This window comes from Rhodobacteraceae bacterium S2214 (assembly GCA_025141675.1).
Classification (GTDB): Bacteria; Pseudomonadota; Alphaproteobacteria; order Rhodobacterales; family Rhodobacteraceae; genus Yoonia.
In genome coordinates this window covers 2,512,205-2,525,522 of the sequence record CP081161.1, presented here as the reverse complement: position 1 = coordinate 2,525,522, position 13,318 = coordinate 2,512,205, and the positions used below count along the sequence as shown (strand labels likewise).

The 13,318-nt window shown below is 57.3% G+C and carries 9 protein-coding genes; 6 read left to right on the top strand and 3 right to left on the bottom strand.

What is annotated here, in order from left to right:
- Positions 1 to 126: 126 nt before the first annotated feature.
- Genes K3729_12645 through K3729_12635 form a run of 3 tightly spaced genes read left to right on the top strand, consistent with a single transcriptional unit; the run spans position 127 to position 3,681 of the window.
- A complete protein-coding gene (locus K3729_12645; protein ID UWR01046.1) occupies positions 127 to 1,176 on the top strand; it encodes a LysM peptidoglycan-binding domain-containing protein in 1,050 nt (349 codons plus the stop codon).
- 57 nt (positions 1,177 to 1,233) lie between these two features.
- Positions 1,234 to 3,057 (top strand): ABC transporter ATP-binding protein/permease, encoded by a 1,824-nt coding sequence (locus tag K3729_12640; GenBank protein ID UWQ98300.1) that lies wholly within the window; start codon positions 1,234 to 1,236, stop codon positions 3,055 to 3,057.
- A 24-nt stretch (positions 3,058 to 3,081) separates the two neighbouring features.
- Complete coding sequence (locus K3729_12635) at positions 3,082 to 3,681, top strand: exopolysaccharide biosynthesis protein (GenBank protein ID UWQ98299.1); 600 nt, start codon at positions 3,082 to 3,084, stop codon at positions 3,679 to 3,681.
- 35 nt (positions 3,682 to 3,716) lie between these two features.
- On the opposite strand, the gene K3729_12630 is transcribed toward K3729_12635, so the two are convergent.
- Positions 3,717 to 7,502 carry an efflux RND transporter permease subunit gene (locus K3729_12630; GenBank protein ID UWQ98298.1) on the bottom strand — a complete coding sequence of 1,262 codons (3,786 nt, stop codon included), beginning with the start codon at positions 7,500 to 7,502 and terminating at the stop codon, positions 3,717 to 3,719.
- Positions 7,499 to 8,749, bottom strand: a complete 1,251-nt coding sequence (locus K3729_12625) for an efflux RND transporter periplasmic adaptor subunit (GenBank protein ID UWQ98297.1) — start codon at positions 8,747 to 8,749, stop codon at positions 7,499 to 7,501. The genes K3729_12630 and K3729_12625 overlap by 4 nt, the downstream gene beginning before the upstream one ends.
- 291 nt (positions 8,750 to 9,040) lie before the next feature.
- On the opposite strand from K3729_12625, the gene K3729_12620 reads away from it, so the two are divergent.
- From K3729_12620 to der, 3 genes are read left to right on the top strand one after another with little or no spacing between them, the layout of a single operon-like run.
- The gene (locus K3729_12620) at positions 9,041 to 9,703 is read left to right on the top strand and encodes a hypothetical protein (GenBank protein UWQ98296.1); all 663 of its coding nucleotides are present in this window, start codon (positions 9,041 to 9,043) and stop codon (positions 9,701 to 9,703) included.
- 42 nt (positions 9,704 to 9,745) lie between these two features.
- Entirely contained in the window at positions 9,746 to 11,044 is a 1,299-nt protein-coding gene (locus tag K3729_12615; GenBank protein ID UWQ98295.1) for a PQQ-like beta-propeller repeat protein, read from the top strand.
- A 36-nt stretch (positions 11,045 to 11,080) separates the two neighbouring features.
- Entirely contained in the window at positions 11,081 to 12,559 is a 1,479-nt protein-coding gene (der, locus tag K3729_12610) for a ribosome biogenesis GTPase Der (GenBank protein UWQ98294.1), read from the top strand.
- Here the strand turns inward: der and K3729_12605 are convergent.
- A complete protein-coding gene (locus tag K3729_12605) occupies positions 12,504 to 13,226 on the bottom strand; it encodes a tryptophan-rich sensory protein (GenBank protein UWQ98293.1) in 723 nt (240 codons plus the stop codon). The two genes, der and K3729_12605, sit on opposite strands and share 56 nt — an antisense overlap.
- Between the last annotated feature and the right edge of the window lie 92 nt (positions 13,227 to 13,318).

Below are 13,318 nucleotides of genomic sequence, written 5' to 3'. Positions count from 1 at the left end.
GGAAATGAACCGCAGGCTGCTGCTATCGTCGCCGAACCGGACGCGGCGATTGATGCGATAGAGGATGACGCGGTCTTGCCTGATACCGCGCCGGAAACGGCCGCCGCACTGGATCCCGCCATCGTCATGGCCCCGACGATCGATACGTTTTTTCGCAGTCCTGACGATACCGCCGTCGTGGCAGGGCAGGCGGAGCCGAACCAAGTTGTCGCGATTATGCTCGGCAACGACGTGGTTGAGACAGTGACAGCAGGCGCTGATGGGGCATTTGGTGCGGTGCTTCTGATCGCCGCATCTGATCAACCCCGCAGACTACGGCTTGTCGCTGATCCAGGCGGTGCCGCGACGCCGTCGGCGGAAAGCATCATCGTGCCGCCCGCCGAAATCGCGGTTGCAGCCGGCGTGTCCGAAGAGAATACGGTTGTTGCTGCGGATCAAGTCGCCACGTTGGATCAAAATGATACCTCTGACACGGCCCCTGAAATTGCGTCCTCAACAAACGATCAAATCGCGATTGGGTCTACGGTTGTCGCAGGTGTGACGCCTGACGCTGGCGTGGCCCCTGCGATCTCTGCGGGGGCAGAGGAACCGCGCGGCGCGATTACAGCACCGCCAACACTGATCGCCGACGCAGAAGGTGTGCGGGTTCTGCCATCCGATGTGGGGGCGGCGCCGGATCAACCAAACCTGACGGAAAACATCGCCCTCGACACAATCACTTATGATCCCGAAGGCGAGGTTCTGCTTGCAGGGCGCGGTGCGTCTGCTGGTGGGTTTGTCCGCATCTATCTGGATAACCAGCCCGTCACGGTGTCGCGCATTTCGGTTGAAGGTGATTGGCGGACGGATTTGCCCGAGGTCGACACCGGAATCTACACATTGCGGGTTGACGAAGTTGACGCCGATGGCGTTGTGCAGTCTCGAATTGAAACGCCGTTCAAGAAAGAAGAACCGGCAGCCGTGGCCGCAATCTTGGCCGAGGAAACATCAGCCGACGGTTTCGATATTGCGGTGAAAACGGTGCAGCCAGGGGCCACGCTGTGGGCGATTGCCGAAGAACAATGGGGCGACGGGATCCTTTATGTGTCGGTGTTTGAAGCCAACCGCGACCTGATCCGCGATCCTGATCTTATTTATCCCGGACAAGTGTTCCGCATTCCCGAAAGCGCTGAGTAAGCACTGGTCATTCCCGCCCTGCCTGTTAAGTCTTGGTAGCTATTCGGAGACCAGCTTATGCGCCAATTGACGAAGACAGACGCCAACTTGAATAACGCCAAGATTCAGGGTTGGAACGTGATCAAACGGGTTGTCCCGTATCTTTGGCCAGCTGGAAACACCGAAGTAAAGGTCCGCGTTGTGGCCGCGATGGTGGCATTGTTCGCCTCGCAGATCATTGCCGTTCTGACCCCGCAGTTTTTCAGCCAAGCCGTGGATGTCATGGCCCCTGAAGACCCCGGTGTCGCCACCTATTTGGGATTGGGCGCAGTCGGGCTGACGTTGGCTTACGGTCTGTCGCGGCTCTTGAGCGTTGGTTTTCAGCAGTTGCGCGACGTGATCTTTACGCGTGTCGGCCAACGGGCGTTGCGTCAATTGGCGCTGGAAACCTTCACACATATCCACCGGCTCTCCATGCGGTATCACATCACTCGCAAAACCGGCGGGTTAAGCCGGATTATCGAACGCGGTGTGAAGGGTGTCGAATTCCTGTTGCGGTTCCTGCTGTTCTCTGTCGGGCCGCTGGTGTTGCAACTGCTGATGATTGCAGGCGTTTTGTTTGTGACATTCGACGTGTGGTATCTGGTGGTCGTGGTCGTCACGATTGGTCTGTACGTCTGGTTCACCTTTGCCGTCACTGAATGGCGCGTCAAAATCCGCAAGGTCATGAATGACCAAGACACGGACGCGAACCAAAAAGCCATCGACAGCCTGTTGAACTTTGAAACCGTCAAATATTTTGGCGCGGAGCAGTGGGAAGCGGCGCGTTACGACAGCGCGATGCGCAAATACGCCGAAGCGGCAGTGAAAACGAACTACACGCTCGCGTTTTTGAACTTTGGTCAGTCGTTGATCATCACGGGTGGTCTTGTCGGCGTGATGGTGATGGCGGCGATTGGGGTTGAAAACGGGACGCTGACGGTCGGTGATTTCGTGCTGGTGAACGCCTACATGATCCAGATTACGATGCCGCTGAACTTCCTCGGCACTGTGTATCGCGAGATCCGCCAAGCTTTGATCGACATGGGCGACATGTTTGACCTGCTCGAACAGCCAGCCGAGGTGAATGACAAACCCGATGCCAAGCCATTGGTTGTGACAGGTGGGGCGATCAGTCTTGATGCGGTTGAATTCGGATACGACGCTGAACGCCCGATCCTGAAAGGCGTCAGCCTTGACGTTGAACCGGGCCAGACGATTGCGATTGTCGGGTCGTCCGGATCCGGAAAATCCACCATTGGCCGTTTGCTGTTCCGGTTTTACGACGTTAACGCAGGCGCGTTCAAAATCGACGGGCAAGACGTGCGCGATGTGACGCAGACCAGTCTGCACGCGCAGATTGGCGTGGTCCCGCAGGATACCGTCCTGTTCAACGACACCGTGCATTACAACATCGCTTACGGGCGGCCAGACGCGTCCGAGGACGACATCATTGCGGCAGCGAAGGCTGCGAAGATCCACGATTTCATCATGTCGCTGCCTGACGGCTACGAGACGACTGTTGGCGAACGGGGGCTAAAGCTGTCGGGCGGTGAAAAGCAACGTGTCGGGATTGCGCGAACGTTGCTCAAGAACCCGCCGATCCTTTTGTTGGATGAAGCCACGTCAGCGCTTGATACGGAAACCGAAATGGAAATTCAGGCTGAACTGAAGGCCATGTCGCACGGGCGCACTGTTGTGACGATTGCCCACCGCCTGTCGACGATTGCGGATGCAGATCAGATTGTCGTGCTGGAAAACGGCGTGATCGTTGAACGGGGCACGCATGATGCATTGCTGGCAACCGATGGCCGTTATGCACATCTTTGGAACCGACAGGCGGATGAAGAAGTTCCTGCATAAAGCAGACTTTATTAGAGGCATTCCATGGCAAATGACGCCGCCGCACATCCAATCGACGACATCGCGTCTCAACTCGACGAAGTGACGCAGAATGGTGACGCGACCTTCGGGGACGTCATATCAAAGTTCGGGCGCACCGCGTTTTCGACTGTGCTGCTGATGTCCGCGCTTGTGCTTGCGTCACCGCTCAGCGGGGTGCCTTTTGCATCGACTGTGTTTGGTATGCTGATTTTCGTGATTGCAGGGCAGGCTGCGATTGGAACCCAGACCGTATGGTTGCCAGAATTTCTAATGCGGAAAACTGTGACCGCAGATCGCGTCGCAAAGCTGCAATCGACGTTGCAACGATTTGGTACTTTCTTTGACAAATTCCGTCGGGCCCGCCTGCGCGGTGTTGTGGGCAGGGCGGGGCAGCACGTCTTGTTTGGGATCTGTGCCGTTGCGGGCGTCTTTTTGCCCGTACTCGAATTCGTACCGTTTTCGTCAAGCATCGCAGGTGCGGGGATCGCGCTGACAATGCTGGGGGTTATCGGCCGCGATGGGCTGTTTGTGCTGTTCGGATTGCCCCTTGTCGGCGGGGCCTTGTCGATGCCGTTCTTCGTCTATTCCAGCATCTTTGGATAGCAAAAGGGCCGCGTGATGCGGCCCATTTGAATTATTCATTCAGCGGCTTGAACCGGCGCCAACACAACGTTCGGCTTTTCGTCCGGCGTTTCAGCTTCTTGTTCCGGCGCAACGACGTCTTCATCTTCGGTCCAGATGACCTCTGGCGCTTTGATGCGCTTTGCCTCGCGGCGCAGTGCCCAATCGCGTGCGTAGCTGCTGCCGCGACCCATCGACAGGCGGGCCAACAGGCGTGCGAACCACAGCGCGTAGGTCGTGGCCCAAACTCGCAAGGCCAGCATGGACGGTGTGAAGACCAGCGTCAGGATCGTCGCGATACCAAGGCCAAATACCACCGCCGTTGCCAGCTGTTTCCACCACAGCGCCGTCGGACTATCGACAGAATAGCCGCCGTTCATGAAGTCGAGGCTGAGCCCGAACATCATCGGTGCCAGACCCGCCATGGTCGTGATGGTGGTCAGTAGAACCGGACGAATCCGATCCTCGGCGGTGCGTGTGATCGCCTCTGATCGCGGCATGTATTGGCTGTATTCCTGATAGGTGTCGATCAGGATGATGTTGTTGTTTACCACGATCCCCGCCAAGGCGACGATCCCCGTACCAGTCATGATGATCGAAAACGCCTGATCCATGACCAACATCCCGATCAGCGTGCCAGCAGTGGACATGACCACGGCCAACAGCACTAGGATCGAGTTGTAGATTGAGTTGAACTGCGCGAGCAGAATGATGAACATCAGACCCAACGCGCCCATGAAAGCGTTCATAAGGAATGCACCGGATTCGGCTTGGTCTTCTTGGTCGCCGGTCCATTCCCAATCGACGCCCGCGGGCAGGGGATTGGTGTCGAGCCATTCGGATAGCCCCGCGATCCGTTCGTTCGCGGTGATTGGTGTTGCTTTAATCGCGCCGTCGTAGGCCAACATGTTTTCGCGTTCTTCGCCATCGACTACTGTTATCGTCACCAGATCGCTAAGGTTTTGTGAAACGCCTGGAGAAAGCGATATGATCTCATAATGCTCATCATCAATTAAGACCGTTGTATTAGTGTTCGTTTCAACTTTTTGAAGAACGGCAATCGGATCGCCTGAAGTCGTATCAGTAACTTGTGTCAAGCCAGACTCAACGCCTGCCTTCAGGTCAAAATACCGTTTCTGATCCACACGGTCGATTTGCGCCAGCTTCGCGACAGGCGTCCGTGTGATGAAGTTTGACAGCGGAACAAGTCCCGCATTAGTCCGCACGCGCAAACTATCAAGCGTGGACAAGACGCGATCGTTTTCAGGAAGACGGACGCGGATTTCGATTTCCTCATCCGAGCTATCCACGCGCATCGTATCAAGCAGGATACCCCGCGTGACCATCTGCACCATCGCACCAACCGACGCCACATCAGCCCCGTAACGGCCTGCTTTTTCAACGTCCACGTCGATCTGCCAGTCGATGCCGGGCAGGGGGAGTGTGTCTTCGATCTGGGTCAGACCCGGTGTTCCTTCAAACTGCGCACGGGCAAGGGCCGTGGCGGTTTTCAGGTCATCAAGGTTTTCGCCTTTGATCCGCAGGTGCACTGGCTTCCCAGCGGCAGGGCCACGGGCTTGGGCCAAAATTTCGGTTTGAATGCCGGGGATCAGGTTCAATTCTTCTTGAAGCTCTGCGAGCACGATATCCCCGTCCAGATCAGGGCGGTCAGCGCGGTCTTCCCACGGGATCGTTTCCAGCTGGATCTGGCCAATCGTGTCACGTGGGCCCTCAGCACCACCCGTGTTCGAATTCAGCCCGCCTTCGCCCGCGAATGAAAACGCGTTCAGCACGCCGGGGTGGCCAAGGACAACGGCTTCCGCTTGTTGGACGAGGTGGTCTTTTTCTTCCAGCGACAGGTTACCCCGTGCACGGACGTAGACGATGGCCTGTTCCGGTTCGGATTCCACAAAGAATTCAACGCCATTATTGTTGGCCCCAAAGTACGTGAATGTGGACATCACAAAGAAACCAACAGCCCCGACAGCCACAATCGGCATGATCGGATTACCCGCGATGAAATGGATGAAACGCCCGAACAGCGACCGGCGATAGCCCGCTTTGATCATCCGCTGTTTGCGGGTGAACGTGGCAGAACCGAGCGTGATGGATGTCAGGATCGCGCCAAGGACGAACAGTAACATGCCCGGTAAGGACGCGAAAAAGCCTGAGGTTTGCACAGCCTCGCCTGACAAATACGCAGGGTTCAGTGTCAGCATAGCGCCGGTAAACGTGACCATCATTGCGACAGGCACAAGGGCTGCACGCACGACCCACCAAAGGTGCGCACGCATCCAGTCAGACGCCCAGCCGAACATGCGGCTCATCCGGCCTGTGACCCCGCCCATCACAGGCAAGTAGATCAGCGCCACGACAAGAGACGCGCACAGAACGAAGATCAGTGTGACGGGCAACATACCCATGAATTGCCCCGGCACACCCGGCCAGAACAGCATTGGCAGGAACGCACAAAGCGTGGTCGCAGTGGATGACACGATGGGCCAGAACATCCGCTTTGCGGCCTCTGTGTAGGCGTCCATCGGGCCTGCGCCATCACGCATCCGTTTGTCTGCGTATTCCACGACAACAATCGCCCCATCAACGAGCATCCCCACCGCCAAGATCAGACCGAACATCACGATGTTGGAAATGGTGATCCCCATCACGGCCAATAGGGCGAAACACAATAGGAAAGAGGTCGGGATCGCAAAGCCAACGAGCATTGCAGGGCGGGTACCCAAAGCCGCCAGAACCACGATCATCACCAACGCGATGGCGGTCAGTACCGACCCTTCGAGCTGGCTGACCATGGACGCAACAGCGCGCGACTGATCGTTGGATGTGCCTACGTCGATGGCAGCTTGCAGTTCGGGGGTCCAGCTTGCGCGTTCTTCTTCAACAACCACGGCGACTTCCGCCGCCGTGTCGATCAGGTTGAACCCTTTGCGTTTTACAACCTGCAAGGCAACTGTGTTCACGCCGTTAAAGCGGGCGGTGCCTGCGCGGTCTTCAAAGGTCAGGCGGATCAGCGCCAGATCACCAAGCGTGATGACGCGGTCGCCATTCGTCTTGACGGGCAGGTTATAGACATCCTGCGGGTCATCAAACGACGATGGGATTTTGACCGCAAACGTGCCTTGGGCCGTTTCAACTTCACCCGCGGCGATCAGCAGGTTGTTGTTGGACACCACGTTGATCAGTTCGCCCGCGGTGACGTTGTAGGCTTCTAGACGCAGCGGATCGATCACGACTTCCAGCATTTCGTCGCGCTGGCCAGCAAGCCCGGCTTCTAACACGCCGTCCATGCTTTCAAGACGGTCTTGCAGGTCTTTTGCGACCCTCAGCAGCGTCCGTTCAGGGACGTCGCCCGTCAGGTTCACGATGACAATGGGGAATTCAGAGAAGTTGATTTCGTTGATTGAATAGTTGTCAGCACCAGTTGGAAAAGCGCTTTCGGCTTTGTTCATCGCGTCGCGGATGTCTGCCAAGACCTTGGTCTTGTCCCAGCCGAATTCAAATTCAAGTGCGACACCTGCGTAGCCTTCAGAGGCGGTGCCGGACATGGATTTCAATCCGTCCAGATCGGACAGTTCGGTTTCCATCGGTTTGACCAGCAGCGTTTCCGAATCTGCTGCCGAAATGCCGGGGAAGGGGACGGAGACAAAGATCGCGGGGATCTCAATGTCGGGTTCACCTTCTTTGGGCAGGCCCACATACGCAAAACCCCCCGCCAAAAGCGAGAGGGCAATGAAGGCAAGAACCATGCGGGCGCGGGATGCAGCCCAATCGACTAATCCGTTCATCCTTCAACCTCCGCAAAAGTGGGGTCGACGGTCACGCCGTCGATGACAAATTCTTGACCGACGGTGATGATGTTCACAGCGTTAGGCAGGTCGGTGACCCAGACGCCTTCGGCTGTATCACGCAGCAAGGTCACGGGCATAAACAGCGCCTTGTTGTCTTCGGCGATGGTCCGGACACCAAGGGCACCGTCATCGTTCAAAGTTAAGGATGACTGCGGCACAAGATGGGCCTGACGCCCGTCCGAGGCCACGACGATTTCGACGGTTTGGCCTGCACTGATGGCATTGTCGGTATTTGGCACTTCAACCTCGACGCGGAACGTGCGGGTCGTTTCATCGGCAGAGCGGGACAGGAACGTCACCTCACCTGCAACATCCGCGCCCGTCGCGATCTTTGCACCAGCACGTGCACCAACGGTGACTTTGGTCACGTCAATTTCGGGGACAAAACCGACCAGTTTGATCGGATCAAGTTGCACGATAGTCGCGCAGGCGGCACCGGGCTGCATCAAGGTGCCAAGCTCTGCGGTATCGGTTTCCAACAACCCGCTGAACGGGGCCACAATCGTCAGACGGTCGATTTCCGCCTCTGCGGACGCGACACCCGCTTGGGCGGCTTCGATACCTGCTTGTGCAGATGCGATACCGGATTGGGCGCGTTGCAGGCCTGCGGTCGCGGCTTCTGCTGCGGCTTCGGCGCTGATCAATTGGGTTTCGGAACTGACACCGCGTTCATTCAGACGGCGTGCATTTTCGACGTTCAGGTTGGCCTCGCGCACGCGCGCCTCTGCTTCGGCGATTGATGCTTGTGCTTCAGGAACACGGCCACGTGCCTCTGCCAAGCGGGCTTCTGCTTCGGCAAGACTGGCGCTGCGTGTGCCCGGATCAAGTTCGCACAAAACGTCGCCCATGTTGACATAGCCGCCCTTATTTAGGGGTTCGGATACCACAAGACCGGATGTTTCGGCAGCCACGTTGACCTGCCGTGCGGCTTCGGTCCGGCCACGCAAAATCACGGCGCTGTCAATGTTTTGGGCTTCAGACGCTAAGGCCACAACACGGACAATTTGATCGCGGGGCGCATCTGCGACCGGTTCTTCTTCGGTTGCTTCCTCCGTGGTCTCCACGACCTGAGTTGTTTCAGTTGCTGGCCCTTGGGCAAATGCGATGACACGGTCCCGTTCAAGGATGAGCAATCCAAGGATGCCCGCCACCAGAATTGCGGTGATGAATGGAATGATCTTCATAGTCGGGCTTTCGTAATTTTGGACGCAACTGTGTGTATTGCCGTATCTAATTAACTCTACGTAAGTAGGGGCGTTTTGGTTTCATAAAAGAGCACTAAACTAATTAGTTCAGTTTTAGGGTGTTTGCCAAGTTGCCGCAAGGTCGTTTTCTGCGCCGCCGCAACCCTTTGTGTCGTCACAAATTCGCCGATGGGTCTGTGGGGCCTTGGCAATCCGCCAGCCTTCGCGATATGTACCCCGCACAAGGCAGTTTGCGCCCGCGCAAAGATGCGGCGCACTGAGGGGGATACCGTGAGCGATACCGATAGTTTTATCAACGAAGTTTCGGAAGAAGTCCGTAACGACCAGTTGTTTGGATACGTCAAGAAATACGGGTGGATCGCGATTGCGCTGATCCTCGTTTTGGTTGGCGGGGCTGCTTATTCTGAATGGACAAAAGCGCAGGATCGTGCGGCTGCACAAGCGGCAGGTGATGCGCTGATCGAAGCACTTGCAAATGACGATGTCGCTGAACGGGCAACAGCATTGGCTGCGGTCACGACAGATGGACCAGCAGAAGCCGTCACAGGATTGCTAACGGCTGCAGCGCAGCAAAGTTCCGGTGATCTGGTTGCGGCCAAGGCCACGCTTGATGCGTTGGCGGCAAGCGACGTGATCCCGCAGGCTTACCGCGATGTAGCAACGTTTAAATCCGCCACGATTGCGATCGAAGGCGAAGATCCAGCAGCGCGTCGCCAAATGCTGCAATCCCTCGCAACACCCGGAATGCCGTATCGTTTGCTCGCGCTGGAGCAAATCGCGATGATGGATGTCGCGGCAGGCGACACCGACGCTGCGGCTAACGGATTGCGTGCGATTTTGGAAGACGCGGCAGTGTCTCGGGGCTTGCGTGATCGTGCGCAAACCTTGATGGTGGCGCTTGGCGAAGAAGTAGAACCAGCCGCCGCTGAATAAGCTGCGGGTGACTAAGAATAAGATCGCGAAGGGGCAATCGTCGTGACAGGGTATTTCCGATTTAGCGCGGTGTGCGCCTTTGCAGTCCTGCTTGGCTGTGGAGAAACAGACGTGATCCTTCCGGGAGAACGTTTCGACATTCGCCCGCAGCAGAATATCGTCAATCAGGCATTGCCGATTTCGTTGCCCGGTCAAGTCGCGAATGCGTCATGGACACATCGCAACGGTAACGCTTCGCATCAGCTCACCCATCCCGCTTTGTCTGGCGCACCGCGTCAGGTGTTTGCGACTTCCATCGGCGAAGGCGACAGCCGGCGGGCCCGTATTACAGCGGACCCCGTTGTCTCTAACGGTGTGATCTACACGCTTGATGCGCGTGCAAATGTGACAGCGACTGCCACCAGCGGGACGCGGCTTTGGTCAGTGAACCTGACACCGGGCAGTGACGGGGCGCGTGATGCGTCTGGCGGTGGTGTGGCGATTGCGGCAGGCCGTGTGTTTGTGACCACGGGCTTTGGCGAAGTTGTGATGCTAGATGCTGCCACTGGTGGCGAAGTCTGGACGCAAGACCTTGACGCACCCGGCGTATCTGCACCGACTGTCTTTGGCGATCTGGCCTATATCGTAGGCCGCGACGGGACTGGCTGGGCGTTGGAAGTGGACAGCGGCCGCATCCGTTGGCAGCTTTCGGCGACACCGGCGCTTGGCGTGTTTGGTGGCGGTGCAGGCGTTGCAGTTGATAGCGGCATTGCCGTGTTCCCGTTCCCGTCTGGCGAAGTCGTCGCGACATTCCCAGAAGGCGGTTTGCGTCGGTGGTCAACTGTTGTCAGCGGTGCGCGGACGGGCAGTGCTGCGGCGACGATCAGCGATATTGCGGGTGATCCCGTGATCAAAGGCAATGACGTTTACGTCGGTAACTTTGCGGGTCAGATCGTGAAACTGGACGTGTCCAACGGCGACCGGATTTGGACAGCCCAAGAAGGCGCAGTCAGCCCTGTCTGGCCTGTTGGCAATGCGGTCTTTGCGGTCAACGACCTGAACGAACTTGTCCGTTTGAACGACAGCGACGGGACACCCGTCTGGAAGGTCCAACTGCCCGGATTGCTAGAGGCTGGCACTTTCGGCAGTTCCAACGAAGTTGTGGCGCATTACGGCCCCGTCCTAGCGGGCGGACGTCTGATCGTCGCGTCGTCCGACGGGGTGATCCGGCAGTTTGATCCGGTGTCTGGCGCGCTTGTTGGGGCTATCCCGCTTGAAGGTGGTGCTGCGTCAAACCCGGTTGTTGCAGGACAGACCCTTTACGTCGTCTCGAAAACAGGGCAATTGCACGCTTTCCGGTAAGCGACATCTGTTGCCGCTCCGGCTAGGAGAAATGAAATGAGCTTTACCCTCGCGATCGTGGGCCGTCCCAATGTCGGGAAATCCACTCTTTTCAACCGCTTGGTTGGGAAAAAACTGGCTTTGGTCGATGACCAACCCGGGGTAACGCGTGATTTGCGTGAAGGGGCTGGCCGGATTGCCGACCTCAAATTCACGGTGATTGATTCTGCCGGATTGGAAGATGCGACCGATGACAGCCTTCAGGGACGTATGCGTCGCCTGACCGAACGCGCTGTTGAAATGGCCGATGTGTGTCTTTTCATGATCGACGCACGGGCAGGGGTTTTGCCTGCCGATATGGTTTTCGCTGAAATCCTGCGTAAGAAAAACGCCAACGTTATTCTGGCCGCGAACAAGGGCGAAGGCAAAGCCGCTGACGCGACGATCCTCGAGGCCTATTCGCTCGGTCTTGGCGAACCGATCCGGATGTCTGCCGAACACGGTGAAGGCATGGGCGAACTGATGGACGTATTGCGTCCGATCCATGATGCGAACGCCGAACGTGCCGCCGCTGATGCGCCGGATGTTGACGTGGATGTGTCTGACGACGACGATGACGAAGTCCGCATTCCAACCCGTGAAAAGCCATTGCAAATTGCCGTTGTCGGTCGCCCGAACGCGGGTAAATCAACGCTGATCAACCAAATCATCGGTGAAGAGCGTCTGCTGACTGGTCCCGAAGCGGGTATCACGCGCGACGCGATTTCCGTCCAGCAGGACTGGGACGGTGTGCCGATGCGGATTTTTGACACCGCTGGAATGCGCAAAAAGGCGAAAGTCCAAGAGAAGATCGAAAAGCTGTCTGTCTCCGACGGGCTGCGCGCCGTAAAATTTGCCGAAGTCGTTGTGGTTCTGCTCGACGCCGACATCCCGTTTGAACAACAGGATTTGCGGATCGCCGATTTGGCGGAACGCGAAGGCCGCGCCGTTGTGATCGCTGTCAACAAGTGGGACATCGAGGCGAACAAGCAAGAAAAGCTGAAAGAGCTGAAAGAAGAATTTGCACGCCTGCTGCCGCAGCTAAAGGGCGCACCTTTGGTGACGGTCTCTGCGAAGACGGGCAAAGGGCTTGATCGTCTCCAACAAGCGATCATGCGTGCACATGAAGTATGGAACCGCCGTGCGACCACCGCGCAGTTGAACCGCTGGCTGACCGGTATGCTCGAACAGCACCCGCCGCCCGCACCAGGTGGTCGCCGCATCAAGATGCGTTATGCGACACAGGTGAAGACACGTCCGCCTGCCTTTGTGGTCATGTCGTCGTTCCCCGACCTCGTGCCCGAAAGCTATCGTCGGTATCTGGTCAACGGGCTGCGGAATGATTTCGACATGCCCGGTACGCCGATCCGACTGTACCTGCGCGATCAGGGCGACAAGAACCCGTATAAAGACAAGAAGTCCTACCAGCCGTCACGCCTGTCTAAGCATATGGCGACGCCTGGGACGACCGAGCGGAAAGGCCGCTCCAAATCATAACGATCACCAAGGCGGCGATCCCGCCTTGGGCTAACCACAGCACAGTTTGTTCACCGCCTTGGTTGGCAACGATGATCCCGACCAGCGCCCAAACAATGGTCAGTAGGTATTCGAGCGCGGGGCGTTGACTGTAAACAGTTAGCCCCACGACCAACGCACCGATAATCCCGATGTACGCCCAGCCAAGGCTGCCGAACACAACGCCATAACCGGCCATCGTGCTGCCGATGGACACAAAACTCGCCGCTGTCAGCCAACCTGCATAGATGCCCACAGGCACGCGGAACCACCACTGGTCAAGCGCGGGCGCCCGCAGCAGTGCAATGATCGCTGTGACCGCCATCGCGATAATCATCACCGTCGCCAGAATTGCGCTTTGCGTTGCCACAAATAACCACGGCGTCCCGATAACGAGCGACGCGATCAGATAGGGGCGTGCTTTGTCCCACGCGGGATCGTCGCTGCGTTTCCAGACGCCAAAAACGGCCGACACAACCAACCACGCGTAAATCAGGCCCCAGATGCTGAATGCATAACCGGCAGGCTGAATCGGTGGGTCAATCTGCGGAATCGGCAGTTGGTTGGATTCAAACCCTGTAAAGGTTGTGAAAGCAGGCGAGATCACGAAACTCGCGGTGAAAAGAACTGTGAGGATTGCATATATCATACCCTAGATACTCTCGGCCCGCTGTTTGGTTCACTTAAAAGTCAGGAAATTCGGACTTGTTGACCTAGGGGTAATCGCAGATCGTTGACGCA